Genomic DNA, 23,541 nt, shown 5'->3' with positions numbered 1-23,541 from the left:
CTGAAAGGTTAGTCCTTAAGTTTTGCTGCCAGCCCGGCAACGTGTTCGCCCTGGAAACGGGCAATAATCAATTCTTCCTGGGTTGGCTGACGTGAACCGTCACCACCGGCCAGCGTAGTGGCACCATAAGGCGTACCGCCGCGGACCTCAGAAATGTCAAACATCTCTTTGGTACCATAGCCGATAGGCACGATGACCATGCCGTGGTGGGCGAGGGTGGTCCAGACAGACGTAATGGTTTGTTCCTGTCCTCCTCCGGTACCGGTGGAGGTAAAGACGCTGGCAATTTTGCCGTAGAGCGCGCCAGAGGCCCACAGGCCGCCTGTCCGGTCCCAGAATGTTCGCATCTGCCCTGACATGTTGCCGAAACGGGTAGGGGTGCCCACGATGATGGCATCGTAGTCAGGCAGTATCTCTGGCGTCGCTTCAGGCGCGGATTGCTGAGTTTTACCGCCAACTTCCGCAAAGCGTTGTGCATCCATGGTTTCAGGGACGCGCATCACATCTACCTGGGCGCCAGGCACCTTGCGTGCGCCTTCTGCGACAGCGTTCGCCATGGTTTCAACGTGTCCATACATTGAATAGTAAAGCACCAGAATCTTAGCCATTGATCTCTCCGGGAGTTAGTCAACACATCGAAAAGTATAGAAGAGCTTTACCTGACTGTGAGAAATCACCGGTCAGACAGTCAGCGTAACGACGCTGAAAATGCTGAGAATGGGTTTTTTTAAGGATTAATCGTCGTCTTTTAAGTCAATTCTTAGCGTAGAGTCTGTTTCTAAATGTAATTTTCAGCGATCCAGAGACCTAAAAGGTGGAATGTCACACAGGCTTTCACGCACATGTCCTTCGATGAACATCAAGCCGCCTCACGTGAAGCGATGTGGCACTGAACGTTCATGCATCAGAAGATCGCAAACCGGTGCAGGTATGTTCACCTGTTATCGCTCCAGCCCAGACCGTGTCAGGCGACGGGGTGCCGCCTGATGCGAGGCGACAGTCACGCGGCAGGAAACGGAATTGCATTCGCCCGAATCACTGATCACAATAGCGCCTGAAAACAGATACAGGTGAATTATGTCGGATACGACTCGCAAACTGACCGTCGGTATTACGCGTCAGGAACTGGTCCTTATTTTTATTACGGTAATCTGGGGGGGAACGTTTCTGGTCGTGCATCAGGCGATGCATTATTCAGGTCCGTTCTTCTTTGTCGGTTTACGCTTTGCTACCGCTGCGCTGTTACTGGCGTTTTTTTTCCGCCGCTATCTTGCTGCCGTCTGTTGGCGCGAAGTCAAAGCGGGCACGATGATCGGCCTCACGATTGCGGGGGGCTACGGCTTACAAACCTGGGGCATGCAAACGATATCCAGCAGTCAGTCAGCGTTTCTCACCGCGCTTTATGTTCCCGTGGTGCCGCTGTTGCAGTGGCTGTTTCTGCGCCGTCCGCCAAAACTGATGGCGTGGTTGGGTATTTCACTGGCGTTCTGCGGATTGATTCTGGTCGCGGGGCCGCAGGATGGCCGAATTGCGCTGAATCAAGGGGAAGCCGCGACGTTACTCAGCACGCTGGCTATTGCCGGAGAAATCATTCTTATCAGTCGTTTTGCCGGTCAGGTTGATGTGTGTCGGGTGACCTTCATTCAACTGGCTGTCGCTTCACTGTGTGCCTTCTGCTTTATGATCCCGAATGGTGAATCCGTGCCTGCGTTATCGACCCCGCTGTTAGTCAGCGCGGTCGGGCTCGGCGCAGCCAGTGCGCTGATACAGGTAACAATGAACTGGGCTCAACGCAGCGTATCACCGACACGCGCCACGGTCATTTATGCCGGTGAACCGGTCTGGGCGGGTGTGGTGGGGCGTTTAGCAGGCGAGCGTCTGCCGGCCGCTGCCATTCTTGGCGGTATCCTGATTGTCTGCGGAGTCATTGTCAGCGAGTTGCGCTGGAAACGTAGCATGCCATCGGCCTCTTCCGATGAATAGTGGCGCGAGAATAAGTGCTTATGGCCCTGTCAGTGTGGCCCTTTCCCTGCGCCGTATATCACAGCTGTCGGCACGTTACCGCCTGAAAACAGTCTGTTGCCGTGATGCGTAACGGTAACGTGAAGGAGAAACGTATGAAAAAGGCTACGCCCGGGCCAACGCGTCGTGCGGTCGCCGTTGCAGCGAAACGTGCGGCAATTCTGCAGGCTGCCCTGACCTGTTTTTCCCAGTTTGGTATTCACGGGACGCGGTTGGAGAAAGTCGCGGAGCAGGCTGGCGTCTCCAAAACCAATTTGCTGTACTACTATCCCTCTAAAGAAGCGCTTTATATTGCCGTATTAAAAGAGATCCTGGATGTCTGGCTGGCACCGCTACGTGCCCTGACTTACGAGCAGGAGCCGTTGCGCGCCGTGCGTCAGTATATTCGCCTTAAGCTGGAGGTTTCTCGCGATTATCCACAGGCATCAAAGTTGTTTTGCCTGGAAATGCTGCAGGGTGCGCCCTTGCTGAAAGGTGAACTGGCCGGCGATCTGAAGACGTTGATGGACGACAAAACAGCGATAATTGAGCGCTGGATAGCTGAAGGACGGCTGGCGGCGATTGCGCCTCAGCATCTGATCTTTATGCTGTGGGCGACGACACAGCATTATGCTGACTTTGCCAGCCAGGTCGAAGCGATCACGGGGAATCAGCTCAGCAATCCTGTTTTCTTCGAGGAAACGGTGGAGAACGTTCAGCGCATTATTATTGAAGGCATTCGCGTTCGTTAATAAAACGCGATCAAACTCAGCCCTGTAACAGACAAGGGAGTGGCGTGATGGATTCTGTTTCACAGTGTTTTCTGGGCGCATCCGTAGCGTTGACTGTGATGGGGCGGCGCATACCTGCCTGGCAAGCCGCGGCGGTAGGCGCAATCAGTGGCACATTGCCCGATCTGGATGTGTTTATCGACCACGGTGATGCTATCCGCAACATGACGCTGCACCGGACTGAAAGCCATGCCTTACTCTATCTGACGTTGTGTTCACCGTTGCTCGCCGCGCTGGTCGCGCGGCTGTTCAAATCCGGCGTGACATGGATCGCATGGTGGCCTGCTATTTGGCTGGCGCTGATCACGCATCCCCTTCTTGATTTGATGACAGTCTATGGCACTCAGCTTGGGCTGCCTCTCACCGATCATCCTTATGCGATTGGCAGCATGTACATCGTCGATCCGCTTTATACGTTGCCGCTTATCATCGGGCTCTGTGTCGCTTTGTGGCGACGTAACAGACGGGGATTACGCTGGAATCACGCGGGGCTGGCACTCAGTACCGGCTACCTTGCCTGGAGTATGGTCATTCAGCAGGTGGCTGATGAACACATTAAACACTCACTCGAACAGCAGGGGGTGGCGACTGACAAGGTGTTGGTCACCCCAACGGCATTCAATACGCTGGTCTGGCGCAGCGTCATCATCACGCCTGACCGCTATGGCGAGGCTTACTGGTCTTTGCTGTCGCCTGCTCGTCCTGTCACGGTAACGTGGCGGCCGCGTCATCCAGAGCTATTCGTCCCGTTTAAAGGAAACTGGCTGGCAGAACGTGTTGCCTGGTTCAGCCATGGCTTTTATGCCATGGATGAGCGTGACGGGCAGGTCACCATTGCAGATTTGCGTATGGGAGAAGGGAGCCATTACACGTTTACGTTTGGTTTGGGCACGGCGGAAAGCCCTGATTTGCAGCCACAGCGCCTGCCGTCTGGTGAACGGGCCCTGCGCCGCGGCGTCAATCGTATACTTGAGCGGTTATAAAAAAGCCCGACGTGCGTCGGGCTTTTTTCAGTCTCTATATCAACGACGCGTGCGTCGACGCAGTTGCCAGCCTGCGGCGAGCAGGATAAACCACAACGGCGTGACCATGAGTGCCTGTCGCGTGTCTTCCTGCAGTGTTAGCAGCACCAGTATAAAGACAAAAAACGCCATACATGCCCAGCACATGAATTTGCCTAAAGGCATTTTAAATGTCGAGGCGGCATGACGTTCCGGAAATTTTTTGCGATATGCAAGGTAACTGCACAAGATAATGGTCCACACAAACATAAACAGAATGGCAGACACGGTGGTCACCAGCGTAAAGACCGTCATCACATTCGGGATCAGGTAAATCAGAGCGACACCACACAGCAGGCAGAAGCATGAAAAGAACAAGCCGGTCGTGGGCACCGCGCGTGACGATAAACGACCAAAAGCACGGCTGGCAACGCCCTGCTGCGACAGACCATACAGCATGCGGCTGGTGGAGAAAATACCGCTGTTGGCTGAGGATGCCGCCGACGTCAGGACCACGAAGTTAACAATGCTGGCCGCAGCTGGCAGGCCAATTAACACGAACATTTCCACAAACGGACTGCGATCGGCCATCACTTCGGTCCACGGGGTAACGGACATAATCACCAGCAGCGCCAGAACATAGAACATAATGACGCGCAGCGGAATGGCATTAATGGCCCGCGGTAAAACCCTGTGCGGGTCATGCGTTTCGGCCGCCGCTGTACCCACCAGCTCGATACCGACAAACGCAAAGACGGCGATCTGGAATCCGGCAAAGAATCCGCTCAGTCCTTTCGGGAAAAGCCCCCCGTGATCCCAGATATTACTCAGTGCAGCGGTGCCACCACCCGGTGACGGGTAATGAATGGACACCAACACAATGCCGGTAATGATCAGCGCGACAATCGCCACGATCTTGATGATGGCAAACCAGAACTCCATCTCGCCAAATAATTTCACCGTGGCAATGTTTAAGGCCAGGAAAACAAAAACACATAGCAGTGCGCTCATCCAGATCGAAAAGCCGGGAAACCAGAGCTGGAAGTAGGCGCTTATAGCCACCACGTCGGCAATCCCGGTAACAACCCAACAGAACCAGTATGTCCAGCCGGTGAAGTAGCCGGCCCAGGGACCCAGTAAGTCAGCCGCAAAGTCGCTAAAGGATTTATACTCAAGATTCGACAGCAGTAATTCGCCCATTGCCCGCATGACAAAAAACAGCATGAAGCCGATGATCATGTAAACGAAAATGATCGAAGGTCCTGCCAGACTAATTGTTTTACCCGAGCCCATGAACAAACCGGTGCCAATCGCACCGCCAATAGCAATGAGCTGGATGTGTCGGTTATGAAGATTACGTCGCAGCGTGTCATCGCCCTGTGAGCTCGCCTGCGTTTGAGTAGATTGATCAACCATGAAAGTGTCTTTCCTGTCTTGATGTTGTGTCAGCTCTGGTGGCTGTTGAGAATACCGGATTGCCGGGAGCAATTTGGCATAAGATAGTGGAAGTGTTAATGAAAACGGTAATTGTTTTTTAACAATATCGGACAACGCTGGCATTAAAACGGCGCTTTCACTTAACGTTGGCGATTTTTACGTCAGATTAGGTAATATTTCATCACCCTGTGTCATCTTTTAAGCGTATCCTGCCGTGTGCTTCTACACTACCTCCGTACAGCTTCTTTCAGCTACAGGGGTTCTATGCGCACACTTGTTCTGCTTATCATCATGACCGGAGTGGGGTGGATGAGTTTGCCATGGTTAAAACAGCACCTTCCTGCGCAATTTAATCCCTTTACGCCACTCTCTGTAACGGATCCGCCGGGCTGGATGACGCGATTAAAACTCAAAAGACTGCAAACTGATCCCGCCGCCTGTCTTGACGTGATGCAGCGTGCACAGCAGGCCGGCGTTGTACGTTTCAGTCAACGGCCGGCGGTGACAGGGGCCTGTCCGTTGTCCAGCCCCCTCAGGCTGCAAAATTTTGGGCCCGTCTCGCTCAGCAGCAGTTTCCTCGCCAGTTGCCCAATGGCCGTTGCGGCTACAATGTACGTGGCTTACAGCCGCGAGCAAATGTTACATCTGTCTGGCAGTGATCTGACCCGAATTGAACATGTCGGAAGTTATGCCTGCCGCAACATCTACCATCAGGCCACCGGACGGCTGAGTGAACATGCCAGCGCGGATGCCTGGGATATTACCGCCTACCAGCTTGCTAACGGCGAGCGGTTGGTGCCAGGAAAAAACTGGCAACAACCTGGCCAGAAATCACTATTACTTCATGCATTATGGCGATCGGGTTGTAACTTTTTTGGTAATGCGCTTGGGCCTGATTATAATCGCGCGCATGCTACACATTTTCATCTGGGCATGCGGGGGGCGGGTTATTGCAGGTGAGATTAACCTTTACTTTCACCGTAAAACTGTGTCGTGGGTTTAATATTATTTTCTTCTGTTCTGCTTTTTTACCGTTTTAAAAAGGGTGTCACATCGGCTTATTTTTTCTCATGGCGTCAGTGTTATTTAAATCATTCACCCGGTGTTATAACCGTTCATTGCCTGCTAAATGACCAAATTGAGAGAGGATACTGCGTTTTTATTACCTGACTGGGTGAATGATGCCGTTTTAACAGGGCGATAAATTTGAGTTATCTGTACATAAATAAAGGAGGATGACAGTATCGTTAAATAATTATTTTTCTCTTTTCAGATGCGTTATTTATTAAATAAGTTATCTGTACAAGTCCGCACCAGGCCAAAATGACAGCGGCCACAGGTCTGCGCCATCCGCCAGGCGTCTTGCCTGTAAAGACGGGCAGTGCCGTTATGCTGGCCAGTCAACAGGCCTTGTACGGCCGTCTGCCCAACGACGCAGAGCCATAAGCCATCTTTTGTAGGACCAAAAGATCCGGGTAAAATGCGTACCAGAAAAGGGGGGCTTTCTCTGCCTGACTGCAGAAAACATGCGGCGGTTATTGCCTGAAAAAGACATCGTGTTTTACAAGATATGATCTGCGTTTTTTTTCAGCATAATACGTTGCCGGGCGCAACTTATCGAGTGATATTTGTTGATCATGGCTATGTTAAATGATTGAAAAAATGTAACAAAAATCTTATTATTTCCTCTGTTGCACTCGCCTGAGTTATCCCGAAGCGTTTGCTTACCCTGTATTTTTATCCTTTTCTCTGCAAGTCGTTGTCGCCAGAATGAAAATAATGCTTTTTATGACGTCGCAACAAAGAGTAAGTTAATTACATAACGTGTTAATCAGAAATACCCGGCAAGTTGTTGAATTTGAGGCAATATGATAGGTGAAGATTATTTTTCCTGGCGTGAAAATGTTGAACAGCAGTTTCAGGTATTAACGGCAGCTCCGCAATTAAAGGGGCTTTTACAGGATTATATCCAGTCACTGGGCTTCGATTTTTTCGCTTTTTTTATCCAGCATCGCGTTCCTTTTACGCGTCCGCGAGTTTATTTGCATGATACTTACCCCGAAGCGTGGATTAAACGTTATAAGGAACGGAATTATTATGCCATTGACCCCGTGTTGCAGCGCTGCCTGCGTGCTGGAAAGGGGGTCGAATGGACACCTGAACTCTTTTGCTCGGCGAAGGAAATGTGGCAAGACGCGGGTAATTTTGGGCTGCTGAGCGGATTTTCTTGTTCTGCAATGGCGTCAAATCGAGCCGTTGGTATATTATCTATAGGTTCGCATCGTCCCTTTATTACTGACTGTCGGCAAGTGGAGCTGGAGGTAAAGTTGCACTTCCTCGCCGAGCAAAGCTTGTGCTTACTTGAACGCCTCAATGATGAAGCGCTGATGGTTCAGGGAAATGATTTCAGCCAGCGTGAGCTGGAAATTTTGAAATGGACCGCAGAGGGAAAAACCTCTCAGGAAATTTCACTTATTTTGTCGATTTCTGAACACACCGTAAATTTTTACCAAAAAAATATGAAAAAACGTTTTAATGTTTCCAATAAAACGCAGATTGCCTGCTATGCCGCAGCAATTGGTGTGATTTAAAAGAAAAGCAACTGCCAACTTTAGTAGTTCCTTACCTGAAGGGACTTCTCTACCCTGCGCGGGTGCGCTTTTGGCAGGCGCATAGAAATCATTGCAAACATGGGGATGTCAGAGGCGCATGATGAAAATAGTTCAAACGCAGTTAAAGGATATGCCATCCTCTTTGCTTGCCGAACTTGGCAGCTACCGTTACAGCGTGTTTGCGCGGGGTGAAGGCTGGTCGATTCCACCGCGTCTGAGTACACCAGGGCAAGAATACGACCGGTATGACCGCTCTGATGTGACCTGGTTAATCGCCTGGAGCGTGCGAAGCGGCATTAGCGGCTGCGCCCGCCTGATGCCCTGGACGGAACCCGAGCAAACGGAAGGCATTGTTTTGCCGTTCGATCATGAAAAGGTCTGGGAAATGTCCCGCTTCTCTGCACGACTGGAAGTGGATCCTGAGCTACCGCTGAATATTCTGTGGCATGCGGTACAGCTGGCGGAGCTGAACGGCATTGAATGCATTATCAGTTCGGCTACGCCGATGCTGGAAAAAATGTTTGAAGAACATCAGGTCGTCTATGAACCTCTGACGCCGGGTTTAATTCTGTCAGAGGATAATCTCTTTGCCATCCGTATCCCCGTCAGTCAACCTGCGCTGGCAGAGAAATACCGCGGTACGCGGCGTTTCAGCCCGGAAGAGGTGCTGCCTTCCCTCGGCGTGTCCGTTAACTGGCATTCGAACGGTTAGCGCGCTGCCCCCGGGCGGGGGCAGCACAAGCCATTACTGGCGATAAGCCGCTTTGATTTGTTTAATGGTGTTACTGAACACGTCTGCCTGCGGCTTTTCGCCCAGTGTTTTCACATAACGTTCCATATTAATGATTACTTTTCCGGCATCAGCCTGGCCCATCCCTTTCAGGATCAAAGTAATCATCATCTTAAGGCAAGCCACTTCATCAGATAATTTTTGCGTTTCCTGCGAGGTAGCGAAATCTTCATCGCTCATGAATTTCTCCTTGGTGATTAACATCGTCTCTACAATCTTTACGCGCAGCAACCGGTGAGTATATCACATGAAAGATTACTTGCTGTTAGCGTGGGCAACGCAGGCTGTTTAACTATATCAGTTCAGTCATATTAATTAATCACGGATGTGAATAGTAACTGACGAGAGCGTCTCAGTTTGGTAAAAATCTCATAAATACAATATCGTCTGATTGTTGTAACTGTTTGATAAAAAATTTTTTTTACATTATGCAGGCTGTCAGGTCTGTTCCTGCAGGCGTAAACAAGAACAGAGCCAGGTTGCATGAAGATAAAACACTGACGCGATCTGACCTGCCACTTTGTATCTGTGCTTTTAATGCAAAAACAGGTATGATTGCCGCTTGCAATCGTTAAATGCTACCTCTTTATTAGCTGCGGAGTGCTTCGCGTTGATCACTGTCCTTCTTGTCGATGACCATGAGCTGGTACGTGCCGGCATCCGCCGTATTCTTGAAGATATCAAAGGTCTGGTGATCGCTGGCGAAGCGTGTTGTGGCGAAGATGCAGTTAAGTGGTGTCGGGTTAATCAGGTTGACGTCATCTTAATGGACATGAATATGCCGGGTATCGGTGGGCTGGAAGCCACGCGCAAAATTGTGCGTTACAACCCGGATATCAAAATTATTATGCTGACGATTCACACTGAAAACCCGCTGCCTGCCAAAGTGATGCAGGCCGGTGCGGCAGGTTATCTGAGTAAAGGTGCCGCGCCGCAGGAAGTGGTGAACGCGATTCGTTCGGTTAAGGCCGGCCAACGCTACATTGCCTCGGACATTGCTCAGCAAATGGCGTTAAGCCAGATTGAGCCGCAAAAAGCCGAATCTCCCTTCAGCTGTTTGTCGGAAAGGGAATTGCAGATTATGCTGATGATCACCAAAGGACAAAAGGTGACGGAAATTTCCGAGCAGCTGAATCTCAGTCCTAAAACCGTTAACAGCTACCGCTACAGAATGTTCAGTAAGCTGAACATCAGTGGCGACGTAGAGTTAACGCATCTGGCCATCAGACATGGCCTGTTCAATGCGGAGCCGTTAATCAGTAGTGAGTGACCTCTTTAATCCCAAAAATTTTCTCAGTACGGTCACCAGCGAACCAGGTGTTTACCGGATGTACGATGTATCCGGAACGGTTATCTATGTCGGTAAAGCGAAAGATCTGAAAAAGCGACTGACAAGCTACTTTCGCACCCAGGTGGGTAGCCGAAAAACCGAAGCGCTGGTAAGTAACATCCATCACATTGATGTCACCGTAACCCACACTGAAACCGAAGCGTTGTTGCTTGAGCACAATTACATCAAGCTTTATCAACCGCGCTATAACGTCCTGTTGCGTGACGATAAATCCTACCCCCACATTTTTCTGAGTGGCGACATACATCCGCGTCTGGCAATGCACCGGGGCGCTAAGCACGCCAAAGGAGAGTATTTCGGTCCGTTTCCTAATGGTTATGCGGTAAGAGAAACGCTGGCGTTGCTGCAAAAGGTCTTTCCGATACGTCAATGTGAAAACAGCGTGTACCGCAACCGCACGCGCCCTTGTTTGCAATATCAAATCGGCCGCTGCCTTGGCCCTTGCGTGGCAGGATTGGTCAGTGAGGAGGAGTACGCCCAGCAAACAGATTACGTCAGATTGTTTTTAGCGGGCAAAGACGATCAGGTGCTGAATCTGCTGGTTGCGCGCATGGAAGAGGCCAGTCAATCGCTGCGCTTCGAAGACGCGGCCCGGCTGCGCGATCAGATTCAGGCTGTCAGACGCATTACCGAGAAACAGTTTGTCTCTAATCAGGGCGACGATCTGGATGTGATTGGCGTTGCGTATGACGCCGGAATGGCGTGTTTGCACGTCCTGTTTATCCGCCAGGGGAAAGTACTGGGAAGCCGAAGCTATTTTCCCAAAGTCCCTGCGGATACGGACCTGGCTGAAGTCGTCCAGACTTTTGTCGGACAGTTCTATTTGCAGGGCAGTGAAATGCGCACCTTGCCCAGCGAGATTTTACTCGATTTCACCTTACCCGAACGTGAATTACTGGCAGATTCATTAACAGAATTAGCCGGTCGACGGGTAAACATTCAAAGTAAACCTCGCGGAGACCGCGCGCGTTACCTCAAGCTGGCTCGGACCAATGCCGGTTCGGCATTAAAAACGCGTCTGTCGCAGCATTCCACGATTCATCAGCGCCTCACCGCATTGGCCGAATTCCTCCAACTGGAGAAGATTGGCCGTATGGAGTGTTTTGACATCAGTCATACCATGGGTGAACAAACCATCGCTTCCTGCGTCGTGTTTGATCAAAACGGCCCGCTTCGCGCTGACTACCGCCGTTATAACATCAACGGCATCACACCCGGCGATGACTATGCGGCCATGAATCAGGTGCTACGTCGCCGTTATGGCAAAGCGATTGAGGAAGAAAAAATCCCCGATGTGATCCTGATAGATGGGGGCAAAGGTCAGCTGGCACAGGCAAAACAGGTGTTCGCAGAGCTGGACGTGCCCTGGGATAAATCCCGCCCCATTTTGCTGGGCGTTGCAAAGGGCACCGATCGTAAAGCCGGTCTGGAAACCTTATTTTTCGAGTCAGAAGGTGAGGGCGTTTCCCTGTCACCCGATGCGCCAGCGCTTCATGTCATTCAGCATATTCGTGATGACGCTCACAATCATGCAATTTCAGGGCACCGTAAAAAACGGGCCAAAGTCAAAAACACCAGCGCACTGGAAAGTATCGAGGGCGTGGGACCAAAACGGCGACAGCAGTTGCTCAAGTACATGGGCGGCCTGCAACCGTTGATGAATGCGTCGGTCGAGGAGATCGCCAATGTGCCCGGTATATCGCATGCGCTGGCGGAAAAAATCTACTACTCGTTGAAACACTAGCATTGAAACAGGGGGGGCAATGTAGGAACATACGTTAAACACCACCCAATCCAGACAGTTACCAGCATATGCAATTTAACATTCCGACCTGTCTTACCCTGTTTCGCGTCGTTCTTATTCCGTTCTTTGTGCTGGCTTTCTATCTGCCTTTTCACTGGGCGCCCTTTGTTACCGCGTTGATTTTCGTTGTTGCCGCCGTGACCGACTGGTTCGATGGCTTCCTGGCTCGCCGCTGGAAGCAGACAACCCGCTTTGGTGCGTTTCTCGATCCGGTGGCGGATAAGGTGATGGTGGCCATTGCTTTGGTACTGGTTGCGGAATATTTCCATGCCTGGTGGATCACGCTGCCCGCTGCCACGATGATCGCCCGTGAAATTATTATTTCAGCCCTGCGCGAGTGGATGGCAGAGATAGGTAAACGGAGCAGCGTTGCGGTTTCCTGGATCGGTAAAGTGAAAACCACCGCGCAGATGTTTTCGCTTTTTGCTCTGCTGTGGCGTCCGGACAGTATGGTGGTCGGTGTTGGCGTGGTCGCGCTGTACATTGCCGCGGTACTGACGTTCTGGTCCATGTTCCAGTATTTAAGCGCTGCCAGAGGCGATTTGCTCGAACCGTGATCGATGCGATTCAAAAAGCAGCAAACGGACGCAATGTGGGGATAATTTTATTGACTCACCGCGTCATCTCAGTAGAATGCATCGCATCGAACGGCAGCACAGCTGCAGAAGCTAAGAAAAATCAGTAAGTTCGATAAAGCGTAGTAAAGTCTGACCCTTCAGCAGCGAGTTATCTGAACGGTAAGATGATGCGGGAATAGCTCAGTTGGTAGAGCACGACCTTGCCAAGGTCGGGGTCGCGAGTTCGAGTCTCGTTTCCCGCTCCAAATTCGCAGACCAGGCAATCCTGGCGGCAAATCGGTTTTAGGCGCGTTGGCAGAGTGGCTATGCAGCGGATTGCAAATCCGTGTACCTCGGTTCGACTCCGGGACGCGCCTCCAGTTATACCTCGCCCGGGTGGTGAAATCGGTAGACACAAGGGATTTAAAATCCCTCGATCGTAAGGTCGTGCGGGTTCAAGTCCCGCCCCGGGCACCATATTGAAACACCAATAAAATCAAGTTGTAGCAATGTCGTTTAAGCCGCCTCTTTGGGCGGTTTTTTGTTTTTATAAGCCCTTCCTGCTATGTCATTTCTGATTCTGGTCTCAGGCTCCTGTTAAACCCCTTTCTCCCTTTGCCGTTTGTCTCCTCCTGTGCTGACCTGACGCTGTTTTTTATAACGTGTCACGTCTGGCAATCCAGTAATCCAGCAGAGGCATCCAGATGACGTCTGCACGATGAGTGGAAACAAGCCCGGTAGACTGAGAAAGAGAGGCTTTACGGGTACAGGCAGCATGATATCTATCACCAAAACGCTCATCCTGAATGTGGGTGACAATATCAAAACCAGTAACAGTTTTGACTATGCTCTCCATCCCCGTTTTGACAGACATGACGGTGACAGAAGGCATTATCTGGTATTTTCGCCTTTGGCTACGGGCAGTCCTGTCACGCATCATTGCCGTTTCTCGATCAAAACGGAATGGATTACCTTTGACCAATACATTCAGGGCCAAAATAAACGCGAGGAAAAGGAGGCAGATTGAGAAGGCTGCGGATTTTAAGCGGTTCAATCCGTTCATTAAAAAAGCCTGCGTTACACAGGCAGAAATCGTTACAAGGGAAAATGCAGTTGTCAGCATGCGCTGACCCGGCAAGCATACAGCGAATGGGGTTTTTAGATACAAGTGAATAACTTTTGATCAGCAAAAGGCACGATGTGTATGTTGCAGGCATAAAAAAGCCCACTCGGATGTGGGCATAGCAAAATTGGCTATTAATGTAAGGTTCTAACAATTACTTCCTTACTATCGGCAATCCCGCGGCAGGCTTTAGCCGCTGTAAAAAATAAACCTTTTATATTGCCGACAGCCTTCGGTGCGGAAGGCGGGCAACGTGCTCTGTTCTTATCCCGTTGACTGACTTTTACAGCGTGTCGCTATTCGGTTTTGCGAGATTGATCGTGCTGGCAGAAGCGGCAGAGTCAGATTCAGACCAGGTGTCCCTAAGACTTAATGGTGCCGTTAGCGCTTATCCGTCGTTTGAGCAATGGCAGTGTGTTCCCTGACAATCAACATAAAAATGGCGTGGAGATGTTTTGGCAGGCGTTAAACGATATGTTCTTACGGTCGGATACGACTTTTTTCCCGCGCGGCGGGGTTACTGTGGCGGACAGGCTGAGGCCAGTAGGTTACCTTTCTTCTCTGTGTACTAATCTTGTCTGCAGTCATTTCATTATTCAGAGAAGGGCAAGCCGTGCCGGGAAACAAAGCAGAAATCACTGTGGGTTCAGATCATATCATTATCGCTCGACGTTACCGCGCTCTTGGCGCGCTCAACGATCTCTTTATCGCAGTATGGTTCCTGACGGGCAGCATCCTGTTTTTCTTCGACTCGCTGATGACAGGTGGAACATGGTTATTTGTCGTGGGGAGCCTTCAGTTATTACTTCGCCCGGCAATCACCCTGGCAGAACTGGTACACGTAAAGCGCATCGATCAACATCCACAAAAACCTCAGTAGTCCTTTACCCCTGTATCACGGACAGCTAAACGCATTCAGCCTGCCTGATATATGAACGACTCAGGCAGGCTAAATGAAAGGTGAGGCGATTTCAGGAGATCACCAGGTGCGGGCGGGCGGTGGTGAAGGTTGCTGCCCGGTTGCAGGCGGCGGTGGTGCAACGGTGCCTGCCGGTGGTGGGGCCAGTGCCTGACCCGGTGGTGGTGGCGGAGGCGGCGGCGGGCGATGATCGTGTGGCAGTGGGGGTGGCGCACAGCCGGGGCCCGGTGGCGGCGGTGCGCACGCGGTCAATGTTGAGGCAGCGACAACAGCAGCGAAAAAAGTCAGACGACGATTCATGCTATTTCCCTTGTGAAATTAACAGTAAGCTAATTGTAGTTAGCTGTTACTAAACATAACGGTGGTAAAGCAGAAAAGCGAAGCGATTCCGCCCTCTATCCGTTTTTTGAGATACTTCTCATCTCGCGCGTTTAATCCGGTTTTTTGTTTCAACGCCAGCTAAAGTAGCGCATCACAAAAGAGGAGTGGCGTTTATGAATGGCATTTTGAAATTCGTCCGCGGCTGGCTGATTTTTTCAGTGTTATGGGGCGTCTTCATGTGGTTTATGTCATGGCAGGCGCAGGGCAAAGAAATTGGCCTGGCTGTTTTGATGAGTCTTTATGCTGGCCTGTTATACCAGGCATTAATTACGATGGTCGCGCGCTATCGGGCACGGCGACAGCAGGCGTAAGAGGGGCCTGCTGCGTGCCGCAGCAGGCCAGTGTCTCAGCTCAGATTACCGCTCAGGCGGCGATGAAAATCGCTGCTGCGCATATCCAGACCTTCAATGGTGACGCTGGCACCATGACGCTGATAACGGTATTCGATACCATCCAGTGCAGCGACGGTGGAGGCATCCCATATCTGTGCGTGCGTTAAATCAATGGTGACAGATTTAGGGTCATGTGCGTAATCGAAGTGCTCAAACAAATCGTTGCTGCTGGCAAAAAACAGCGGTCCGCGAACATCGTAGCGCACAGACTGTCCGTCCTCACTCAACGTTCTTTCCGCATGAATCACATGCGCGACGCGCCGGGCAAACAACATCATTGCCACCACTACACCCGCCAGCACCCCCAGCGCCAGGTTACTGGTTAACACGGTAATACCTACCGTTAACAGCATGACCAGCGTTTCTGACCAGGGCATCCGTTTCAGCGTCGCGGGCTGCAAACTGTGCCAGTTGACCGTCTTGACGGCGACAATCATCATGATGCCGGCCAGCACCACCATCGGGATCTGCGCCATGATGTGGCTCAGGCCCGTCACCAGCAGTAACAGCACGAGGGCGGCGGCAACCGTTGAAACCCGGCTACGTGCTTTACCCAGTTCCACGTTGACAATGGTCTGTCCGATCATGGCGCATCCGGCGATACCACCGTAAAAACCGGCCAAAATATTACCTATACCCAGCCCCCAGGATTCGCGACGTTTGCTGGACGGCGTATCTGTAAGGTCATCCACCAGCTTGGCGGTCAGTAGCGATTCCATTAGTCCTACAAACGCCACGCTCAGCGCGGTGGGCCAGACGATGGATAAGGTCTGCCAGTTGAGCGGAACGGTCAGTGCCGTAAAGTCTGGCAGACCTGCGCTCATGGGGCCTTCATCACCCACCGTCGGGACGCGATAGCCCATCGCCAGCGCCACGGCGGTCACGACCACGATGGCCACTAAGGGAGAGGGCACACTTTTCAGCACGCGGGGCAGGAGCAGCACGATGGCCAGCGTCACAGCGAAGAGTGCCCACACCAGCGGCGATTGACCCCAGACATGCGGGACCTGAGCAAAGAAAATTAAAACGCCAAGCGCATTCACAAAGCCGATCATGACCGAACGGGGAATATAACGCATCGCACGTGACATACCTGTCACGCCGAACAGAATCTGAATGATCCCGGCCATTACAACGGCAGGAAGAATATAGGCCACGCCATGCGCATGGACCATAGGCCCAATCACCAGCGCAACCGAACCCGCTGCGGCGGTTACCATGGCAGGGCGGCCGCCAAGCAAAGACAGCGTCAGGCAGAGTACGACAGAGGCCACCAGGCTGACCTTCGGATCGACACCGGCGATAACCGAAAACGAGATCACTTCCGGAATAAGCGCCAGCGCCGTGATCACGCCGGCCAGGCATTCTCGCGTCAGCAGTGCAGGCGAGCGTAAGACGCGGCCGACACTGACATCGTTTTCCACAACGGCAGTTGTGGCGACATCATGTTGTTGATTCATAGTGTAAACAGGCTCTTTTATTTTAAGCTTGCGCGAAAGGCAAGGAAGACAGGATTTGGTGAAGGGCGAATGTTACCGACAGCTTAAAGAAGAAGCCAGAAAAAGCGAAATGACTCCATCCATGGAGAAAAGATTATAACGTCAGGTCGTCTGGCGTTTTATACACCACCATCTCAAGCAGGTGACGATAAACGTCCAGTGACACTTCGTCGCGCTCCAGCTCGAGGCGATGAATCAGTTTCGAAATAATGGCTTTATTATTGACGGCCATACCTGACTGTAGGATTTCCGCGACAACGAGACCAAGAATCTCCATATCGCTGTCGGGTTTATTCGCCGCAGCGGTGAAGTAATCCGCGATCTCTTTATCCGTTTGGGGCAGTGTGTTTTGCATGTGTCAGCCTTTGAAAAAGTCGGCTACCCGGTAGAGTGCGCGACAAACAGACCTAAAAGCCATCGCATAAAAATACAATGGCGCCAAACTCAACAAGCAGGTCATCAAAATCAAAAAAGAAACCTCTGAGGGTGGAAATCCATTACACCTTCAGAGGCGACGCAGATGCATCATTCGTTACAGAGTCGTGATCACAACTCGTTGTATGTAAAGTTATACAATTAAAGTTTATTTGTACAAGTAGATTGTTAAGCATAAAATGCTAATCCTTAACAATTAAGATGTTAAGAATTTTGTTTGTCGCTTTCCTGTACAGGAAATGTGTACAAGCGGACCAGGCCGACGGGAAAGCAGCGTGCTTTCCCGGGAGGGTTAATTAAACAGGTTGAGTTTTGCAGTGAGTTTGCGAACCGCTTTTTTGTCGCCCACTATCGCCATCCCAAGCAGGCGCCATTCCGAGGCGGGCAGCGTCTTCATCGTGTCACTGAAGGCCTGGTAGTCGGTGGTTGACTGACCCTGCTCGGGAAAGACCACAGTGTCACAGTCTGTCTGTTCACTCTGGTGCCACACGGTGCTGAGTTGTGCACTATCGGCCCCCAGGACAGGAATGCCAACGGGGATGAGCCCCGGATAGCGCTGCATTGTCGCATCTTCCAGATCTTCACCGACCAGACTGGGATGACGTTGTCCCAGCGTCAGAGCGATAACGGCGGCAGCATTGGTGGCTTTGCCGGCCGGTAACGCACTGTTCAAAATCATCACACATCGTAAGTCGCTCATTATCTTCTCCTGATACAAAATGCCATTGTGGCAAGGCTAGTGGTCAGCGTCTGGAAGATTTGTGCATAGTTGCTGGTAACGTGCAGGCGTCAGCTGGCAGGCGCGTTTAAACCAGCGCCCCAGATGACTCTGGTCTGCAAAGCCCAGATCGGCAGCCACCTCAGCGGGTAAATGGCCCATAGCCAGCCGTCGGCGTGCCTGACTGAGCCGCCACTGTACTAACCAGGCGTGAGGCGGTAGGCCCCACTGCTGTTGGAACAGGCGGGAAAGCCGAAAACGATCCACGTTCAGCGCCTGTGCCATCTGGGCAATGCCGGGGTTATTGACATGGTAAGCAATAAGCCAGTCTCGTGCCTGATGGGCCAGTGTCGGTGCCACATCCGGCCGCGTATTGCGCCAGACAGGCAAGTGACGAAGATGGCGGAATAACCGCTCCAGCGCCGCATCTTTGATTAACTGCGGGTGATTGTGCCAGAGCGCGTCGAAGGCGTGCCAGACCGCCCAGGAGAGCCATTTCTCATCCTGAAGCGTGGTGGCAAAACGCAGTTCACTGCCGGGCACACTGTCCAGACAGCCAGGTGCAAACTGCTGGTGCAGATGATGAGGTGACAGATAGAGCATGCGGTAGGTAAAGCCCTGTGCATCAATGGCATCGCCATCGTGAAGCTCTTCAGGTTCCAACATAAAGACCGTGCCCGGTCGGCTCTGATGACGTTTCTGACGGGAGTGGAACTGCTGCACGCCTTGCTCCGTCACGCCAATTAAGTAACTGTCATGCCAGTGAGGATCGTAAGCATGCCCGGTAAAATGCGCCCGTATCGTTTCGATGCCGCTACGCGCGTCGCGGCGCAGATCGACCCAGTTATGGGTGGAGGTGTTCACGCTTTTGTCCTCCCCGAGGTGTTGACAGCAGGATCAGGACTGGACATTTTGACGTTGTTATCCAGTATTTAACAGTACAGATGCTTTTCTTTCGCATTTTGCTTTGCGTATAATAACTTAACCAATTAATTAGAACTCTAATAATTAGGCAGCTACTTATAAATGTCATCTAACCGTACCTTTACCCACCTGCTGCACCTGACCGCCCATGCCTGGCGCCTGGCCGTTGACCGCCATCTTAAAGACAGCGGTTTGAGCACCAGTAGCTGGATGGCGATAGGGCTTATCGCCAGTGAACCTCAACGCCTCACGCAAACCGAACTGGCGCAGTTAATGGGCCTGGAAGATGCGAGTATGGTGCCGTTGGTGGATCGCCTGGTGAAACAGGACCTGTTATCCCGGGTCCAGCCCGCCGAAGATCGCCGCAAGCGTCATCTGGTGCTGACCGAGAAGGGCAATGAAGCGTTCGCAAAAGTAAAGACGCAGGCCGATGCGCTGCGCACGCAACTGCTGGCGGATATTGATCCTCAGGAAATCGCCCTGGTAGAGCGCGTTTTACAAACGCTGCTGACCCGAATGGGAAGTATGTAAGTATGGCCCGGCGCAATCCCTACGCTGCGCGTGAATGGTTGCCTCATGAAAAACCCATGCTGCCGGGCTCGCCTTCGACGCCAATCCATTCCCCACCCAAGCGTGTTGCCTTTGGGCTGATAGGGTTGCTGATCTCGCTGACCGGCGCCTTAAGTAATGCGCTGGTTACGGCTAATCTGACCAATCTGCAAGGCACCTTTGCGGCTTATTCCAACGAAATTGCCTGGCTGCCCGCGGTTTATGTGATGGGGAATATCTCTATCAACCTGCTGTTGGTAAAATTTCGCCAGCAGTTTGGTTTACGCGTATTTACCGAAGCGTTTTTGGTGCTGTACGTCCTGGTCGCCTTTTTCCATCTGTTTGCCAACGATCTGAGTTCAGCGATTATCGTGCGCACGGCCCATGGCATGGTCGGTGCGGCGCTAAGCTCGCTGGGCATTTATTACCAGGTTCAGGCCTGGCCTGCCAGGCATCGCTTAAAAGCGCTGGTCATTGGTCTCACCGCCTCACAGCTCGCTATTCCGCTGGCGCGCCTGTTCTCCAGTGAGTTGTTACAACTGGACGAGTGGCGAGGGCTGTATCTGTTTGAGCTGGGGTTAGCGCTGATTGCATTAGGGGCGGTGCTGGTGGTTAAGCTGCCGCCGGGCGATCGTATTAAAGCTTTTGAAAAGATGGATTTCCTGACGTTTATCCTGCTGGCTCCGGGCATGGCGTTGCTGTGTGGCGTGCTGTCGCTGGGCCGTATTGAGTGGTGGTTCAGTACGCCCTGGCTGGGGATCTGTTCAGCCCTGGCGCTGGTGCTGATCGTCAGTGCCTTTGTGATTGAGCACAATCGCCGCAATCCACTCATAAACACGCGCTGGCTCAGCAGTGGAATGATCGTGCGTTTAGGCATTGTGATGATCATGATTCGCATCGTACTGGCAGAGCAGAATACGGGGGCAGTCGGCTTCCTGCAGCAGATTGGATTACAGAATGATCAAATGCACGGCCTGGCGCTTGCCATCATGGCCGGTGTGGTGGCGGGCATTGCCGCCAGCGCGCTGACTATCAAACCTACCCATCTTAACTGGCCGATCGTCGCATCGCTGGTCGTCATGATTATCGCCTCACTGATGGATGCGCAATCCAGCCCGGTCACGCGCGCGAACAATATGTACCTGAGTCAGTTTCTGCTGGGGTTCGGCAGTGCCTTTTTCATGGCGCCGGCCATGCTGATGGGAATTGGCAGCGTCGTCACGCAGCCTAAAAATCTGGTCAGTTTCGTGGTCCTGTTCGGCATGAGCCAAAATCTGGGCGGTTTAATCGGATCCGCGATTCTGGGGACCTTTCAGGTCTGGCGTGAAAAATACCACTCCAGCCTGCTCGGCGATCAATTATCGTTACTGGATCCCAACGTCAGCGACCGGCTTACACAATATGGTGGGCTCTTTAGCAGCCAGATTGGCGATAGCGCGTTATTGAGTGCCCAAAGCACCAGCCAGCTTCAGTCCGTCGCCACCCTGCAGGCGAACGTCCTGGCCTACAACGACACCTATCTGCTGACCGCAACCCTGGCGCTGGTTACGCTGATGTGGGTGTTGTGGCGTTTAACACGTCGACGCTACCTTGACTGGCGACAGGCCAAATTTCATCTGGCAGAGCAGCGTCAGCTCGCCGCCGCACAAGAACGAACGGAGTAAGTATGAGTCAGCAGGATGAACTTCAGGCAGCAGAACGCGATCGGGCCAATCGTCGTCGTATTCTCTCTATCGCCCTGGGGAGCGGCATTGCGGTCATTGGTGTGCTGGTTATTCTGTATGCCTGGCAGCTATGGCCTTTTACCAGTCCGGTCCAGAGCACGGAAAACGCCTATGTACGCGGCCAGGTCACCTTTATCAGCCCGCAGGTGAGCGGATATCTGACCGCTGTGAACGTGGCCGATCTGCAGTCGGTCAAAAAAGGCCAGGTGCTGATGACGATTGACGATCGTATTTATCGCCAGCGAGTGCATCAGGCGCAGGCACAACTGGCCATGAAGCAGGCCGCTCTGAGCAACAATCAACAGCAGCGTCTTAGCGCGCAGGCCTCGATCCAGAGCAACAAAGCCGCTCTGGAAAACGCCAGAGCGCAGGCGGTGAAAAGTGGCCTGGATCTGAAGCGGGTAGAGAATCTGGCCGCGGATGGTTCGCTCTCCGTGCGTGAGCGGGATGCCGCACGCGCAGCGAACGCGCAGGGGCTGGCTCAGCTTCATCAGGCGGAAGCCCAGGTTGCAGTCGCTCAGCAAAATCTGCAAACGGTGATCGTAAACCGGGCGTCGCTGGAGGCGGACGTTGCCAGTGCGCAGGCGGCGCTGGAACTGGCTGAAATCGACCTGGCAAACACCCGTATCATATCGCCCGATGCGGGTCAGTTAGGGCAGTTATCGGTGCGTAAAGGCGCCTATGTGACGGCCGGGACGCGCCTGACCTCCGTGGTGCCTGCACATAAGTGGATCATCGCAAACTATAAAGAAACCCAGCTTGCGCATATTCGCGCGGGGTTGCCGGTGACGATTCGTGTCGATGCGCTGGATGGTAAACGTTTCGACGGTCGCGTTGCCGATATCTCGCCAGCGGCAGGCTCAGAATTCAGCGCTATCTCACCGGATAACGCGACCGGTAACTTTGTGAAAATCGCCCAGCGTATTCCCGTACGCATTGACGTCGCGCCGGAGGTGCAGCAACAGTTACGGCCCGGCATGTCAGTCGAGGTCAGTATTGATACGGCGGCTTCACCAGTCAGTGAGACCGCACCATGAAGGGCGCTCGGTTAGTGGCAGGCATGCTGGCCGCCCTGTTAGCAGGGTGCAGCACACAGGTTGAGAAAGCCCCGGCCTCGTTACCCATTCCGTCACAATGGCGCGAGCAGGTTGGGCCTTCCGCGCCGCCAGAGGCGGCCTGGTGGCAGGCGTTTGGCGATCGGGATCTGAACCGACTGGTGGAGCAGGCATTACAGCATAATCCCGATATTTTGATAGCCCGGTCGCGGGTGGATCAATATCGTGCGCAACTGCGTGGCGCTGAGGGCGATAACTTTCCCACGCTCAGTGGCGGGGTTGCGGCAACGCGTCAACGTGCCCTGTCGGCTGTGACCGGGCAGCCTTATGAAACCTCCGTTTTTCAGGGGCAGCTTCAGGCCAGTTACAATGTCGATTTGTGGGGCGCACGGGCCGATACGATTGATGCCACCCGCGCCACGCTGGAGGCGCAGCAGGCGGCCGCGTCGGCCGCAGAACTGACCATCGCCAGTTCCGTTGCATCGGGTTATATGACGCTCTGCGCGCTGGATGAACAACTGCGCGTGACCGAAGCGACGCTGGCCTTACGGCGTAACTCGCTCCGACTGGCGCAGCGTCAGTTTGAAACAGGTTATACGTCCCGGCTGGAGTGGATGCAGGCCTCATCGGAGTATCAGTCCGCGCAAGCCCAGGTACCGCAGTTACAGCATCAGATTGCTCAGCAGGAAAACGCGCTCAGTATTTTAGTCGGCATGAACCCTCGGGAGGTGGCCCGTCACCGCGACTTTACTGTCCTGATGCCACAGACGATACCGGGCATTTTGCCGTCAGCCTTACTGAATCGTCGCCCGGATATCGTCCAGGCGCAGCGCCAGCTGCTGGCCGCCGATGCCAGCCTGGCTGCGTCAAAGGCGAAGTTACTGCCGGGAATTAATCTGACAGCGTCGGGCACATTACAGCGTTCCGTTTTGCATCAGCTGGTGGACGATCCGTTCCGCCTCTGGAGCGTAGGGGGCAGTATTCTGGCACCGTTGCTGAACCGTGAAGCATTGACCGCTCAGGTCGATGTCGCTATGGCTTCTCGCAATCAGGCACTTTACACCTATGAGAAAGTGGTAAGAAACGCGTTCTCCGAAGTCAATAACGCGCTGGATGCCATTCGCCAGGGCGAAGCACAGCGTGAAGCGCTCCAGAAGCAAGAGCAGTTTGTCGCTGAGGCACTGCGTATTGCAACGAATCGCTATCAAAATGGCTATGCTTCTTATCTGGACGAACTGGATGCGCAACGCACCCTGTTTGCCACGCAGCTAAATCTGGTAACGGTAAAGAATAATCTGTTGCAGGCCCAAATCGCGTTATACAGTGCACTCGGCGGGGGCTGGTCGGGCGAAAACCAGAGTGGGGCACGGCATCAGGCTGACGCCAGGGGGCCGTAATCGTCGCCCATCAGTTTGCCAGCGGTCTGTTTTGTAAAATCACGGCTAACGCGACGGGTTTGTTTTACACTGTCGCGCACT

The 23,541-nt window shown here is 52.8% G+C and carries 23 protein-coding genes and 3 tRNA genes; 18 read left to right on the top strand and 8 right to left on the bottom strand.

Translation table 11 applies throughout. From position 1 onward, the window contains the following. Positions 1-8 precede the first annotated feature (8 nt). The gene (wrbA, locus tag C1N58_RS10595; protein WP_006118683.1) at positions 9-608 is read right to left on the bottom strand and encodes an NAD(P)H:quinone oxidoreductase; all 600 of its coding nucleotides are present in this window, start codon (positions 606-608) and stop codon (positions 9-11) included. 469 nt (positions 609-1,077) lie between these two features. On the opposite strand from wrbA, the gene C1N58_RS10590 reads away from it, so the two are divergent. From C1N58_RS10590 to C1N58_RS10580, 3 genes are all read left to right on the top strand, one after another. Next, positions 1,078-1,983, top strand: a complete 906-nt coding sequence (locus C1N58_RS10590) for a DMT family transporter (protein ID WP_394549707.1) — start codon at positions 1,078-1,080, stop codon at positions 1,981-1,983. A gap of 134 nt (positions 1,984-2,117) precedes the next feature. Next, a complete protein-coding gene (gene rutR, locus C1N58_RS10585; RefSeq protein WP_033737596.1) occupies positions 2,118-2,753 on the top strand; it encodes an HTH-type transcriptional regulator RutR in 636 nt (211 codons plus the stop codon). 47 nt (positions 2,754-2,800) lie between these two features. After that, on the top strand, positions 2,801-3,775 hold the full coding sequence (locus C1N58_RS10580) for a metal-dependent hydrolase (RefSeq protein ID WP_394564163.1): 975 nt from the start codon (positions 2,801-2,803) through the stop codon (positions 3,773-3,775). A 39-nt stretch (positions 3,776-3,814) separates the two neighbouring features. Here C1N58_RS10580 and cycA read toward each other — a convergent pair whose 3' ends face one another. Next, complete coding sequence (gene cycA / locus C1N58_RS10575) at positions 3,815-5,209, bottom strand: D-serine/D-alanine/glycine transporter (protein WP_039341206.1); 1,395 nt, start codon at positions 5,207-5,209, stop codon at positions 3,815-3,817. 285 nt (positions 5,210-5,494) lie between these two features. Between cycA and C1N58_RS10570 the strand changes: the two genes are divergently transcribed. The 3 genes from C1N58_RS10570 to C1N58_RS10560 all read left to right on the top strand — a co-directional run bounded on the left by C1N58_RS10570 (position 5,495) and on the right by C1N58_RS10560 (position 8,554). Beyond that, positions 5,495-6,190, top strand: coding sequence for an extensin-like domain-containing protein (locus C1N58_RS10570; protein WP_164483118.1), 696 nt, complete (start codon positions 5,495-5,497; stop codon positions 6,188-6,190). Between the two features lie 908 nt (positions 6,191-7,098). After that, the gene (gene sdiA / locus C1N58_RS10565) at positions 7,099-7,821 is read left to right on the top strand and encodes a transcriptional regulator SdiA (protein WP_164483119.1); all 723 of its coding nucleotides are present in this window, start codon (positions 7,099-7,101) and stop codon (positions 7,819-7,821) included. 121 nt (positions 7,822-7,942) lie between these two features. Continuing rightward, positions 7,943-8,554 carry an acyl-homoserine-lactone synthase gene (locus C1N58_RS10560; RefSeq protein ID WP_006118772.1) on the top strand — a complete coding sequence of 204 codons (612 nt, stop codon included), beginning with the start codon at positions 7,943-7,945 and terminating at the stop codon, positions 8,552-8,554. 33 nt (positions 8,555-8,587) lie between these two features. Here the strand turns inward: C1N58_RS10560 and C1N58_RS10555 are convergent, their stop codons facing one another. Then, complete coding sequence (locus C1N58_RS10555) at positions 8,588-8,812, bottom strand: DUF2594 family protein (RefSeq protein WP_006118773.1); 225 nt, start codon at positions 8,810-8,812, stop codon at positions 8,588-8,590. Positions 8,813-9,242: 430 nt separating this feature from the next. Between C1N58_RS10555 and uvrY the strand changes: the two genes are divergently transcribed. The 6 genes from uvrY to C1N58_RS10525 all read left to right on the top strand — a co-directional run bounded on the left by uvrY (position 9,243) and on the right by C1N58_RS10525 (position 12,821). After that, positions 9,243-9,902: a UvrY/SirA/GacA family response regulator transcription factor gene (uvrY, locus tag C1N58_RS10550; RefSeq protein ID WP_394549703.1), complete on the top strand. Its 660-nt coding sequence runs from the start codon at positions 9,243-9,245 to the stop codon at positions 9,900-9,902. Then, positions 9,895-11,727, top strand: coding sequence for an excinuclease ABC subunit UvrC (uvrC, locus tag C1N58_RS10545; RefSeq protein ID WP_394564162.1), 1,833 nt, complete (start codon positions 9,895-9,897; stop codon positions 11,725-11,727). Before uvrY ends, uvrC begins: the two co-directional genes overlap by 8 nt. Positions 11,728-11,795: 68 nt before the next feature. Beyond that, the gene (pgsA, locus tag C1N58_RS10540; protein ID WP_006118776.1) at positions 11,796-12,344 is read left to right on the top strand and encodes a CDP-diacylglycerol--glycerol-3-phosphate 3-phosphatidyltransferase; all 549 of its coding nucleotides are present in this window, start codon (positions 11,796-11,798) and stop codon (positions 12,342-12,344) included. Between the two features lie 190 nt (positions 12,345-12,534). Then, positions 12,535-12,610 (top strand) — tRNA-Gly (locus C1N58_RS10535). Between the two features lie 40 nt (positions 12,611-12,650). After that, positions 12,651-12,724: transfer RNA gene (locus C1N58_RS10530), tRNA-Cys, on the top strand. A gap of 10 nt (positions 12,725-12,734) precedes the next feature. Beyond that, positions 12,735-12,821: transfer RNA gene (locus C1N58_RS10525), tRNA-Leu, on the top strand. Between the two features lie 178 nt (positions 12,822-12,999). Here the strand turns inward: C1N58_RS10525 and C1N58_RS10520 are convergent. After that, complete coding sequence (locus C1N58_RS10520; protein ID WP_394549700.1) at positions 13,000-13,467, bottom strand: hypothetical protein; 468 nt, start codon at positions 13,465-13,467, stop codon at positions 13,000-13,002. A 640-nt stretch (positions 13,468-14,107) separates the two neighbouring features. On the opposite strand from C1N58_RS10520, the gene C1N58_RS10515 reads away from it, so the two are divergent. Both C1N58_RS10515 and C1N58_RS10510 read left to right on the top strand, forming a co-directional pair. Next, a complete protein-coding gene (locus C1N58_RS10515) occupies positions 14,108-14,347 on the top strand; it encodes a YrhK family protein (protein WP_237166121.1) in 240 nt (79 codons plus the stop codon). Positions 14,348-14,880: 533 nt separating this feature from the next. Beyond that, positions 14,881-15,078 carry a DUF6404 family protein gene (locus C1N58_RS10510; RefSeq protein ID WP_006118780.1) on the top strand — a complete coding sequence of 66 codons (198 nt, stop codon included), beginning with the start codon at positions 14,881-14,883 and terminating at the stop codon, positions 15,076-15,078. Positions 15,079-15,113: 35 nt separating this feature from the next. Here C1N58_RS10510 and C1N58_RS10505 read toward each other — a convergent pair whose 3' ends face one another. The 4 genes from C1N58_RS10505 to C1N58_RS10490 form a co-directional block, all read right to left on the bottom strand. Further along, entirely contained in the window at positions 15,114-16,619 is a 1,506-nt protein-coding gene (locus tag C1N58_RS10505; protein ID WP_172912330.1) for a SulP family inorganic anion transporter, read from the bottom strand. A 133-nt stretch (positions 16,620-16,752) separates the two neighbouring features. After that, complete coding sequence (locus tag C1N58_RS10500; RefSeq protein ID WP_394549697.1) at positions 16,753-17,013, bottom strand: biofilm/acid-resistance regulator YmgB/AriR; 261 nt, start codon at positions 17,011-17,013, stop codon at positions 16,753-16,755. 372 nt (positions 17,014-17,385) lie between these two features. Beyond that, complete coding sequence (locus C1N58_RS10495; protein ID WP_394549696.1) at positions 17,386-17,793, bottom strand: DUF2000 domain-containing protein; 408 nt, start codon at positions 17,791-17,793, stop codon at positions 17,386-17,388. A 36-nt stretch (positions 17,794-17,829) separates the two neighbouring features. Next, positions 17,830-18,675 (bottom strand): AraC family transcriptional regulator, encoded by an 846-nt coding sequence (locus C1N58_RS10490; RefSeq protein ID WP_394549694.1) that lies wholly within the window; start codon positions 18,673-18,675, stop codon positions 17,830-17,832. 162 nt (positions 18,676-18,837) lie between these two features. Between C1N58_RS10490 and C1N58_RS10485 the strand changes: the two genes are divergently transcribed. From C1N58_RS10485 to C1N58_RS10470, 4 genes are read left to right on the top strand one after another with little or no spacing between them, the layout of a single operon-like run. After that, complete coding sequence (locus C1N58_RS10485) at positions 18,838-19,266, top strand: MarR family winged helix-turn-helix transcriptional regulator (protein ID WP_033737583.1); 429 nt, start codon at positions 18,838-18,840, stop codon at positions 19,264-19,266. Positions 19,267-19,268: 2 nt separating this feature from the next. Further along, complete coding sequence (locus tag C1N58_RS10480; protein WP_110267697.1) at positions 19,269-20,948, top strand: MFS transporter; 1,680 nt, start codon at positions 19,269-19,271, stop codon at positions 20,946-20,948. A 2-nt stretch (positions 20,949-20,950) separates the two neighbouring features. Further along, positions 20,951-22,045, top strand: a complete 1,095-nt coding sequence (locus C1N58_RS10475; RefSeq protein ID WP_394549692.1) for an HlyD family secretion protein — start codon at positions 20,951-20,953, stop codon at positions 22,043-22,045. Beyond that, on the top strand, positions 22,042-23,460 hold the full coding sequence (locus C1N58_RS10470; RefSeq protein WP_394549691.1) for an efflux transporter outer membrane subunit: 1,419 nt from the start codon (positions 22,042-22,044) through the stop codon (positions 23,458-23,460). Before C1N58_RS10475 ends, C1N58_RS10470 begins: the two co-directional genes overlap by 4 nt. Positions 23,461-23,541: the final 81 nt, after the last annotated feature.

This window comes from Pantoea sp. SGAir0180 (assembly GCF_043546245.1).
Note: the sequence above shows the minus strand (reverse complement) of the source record. Positions and strands in the feature narration are given on the sequence as shown.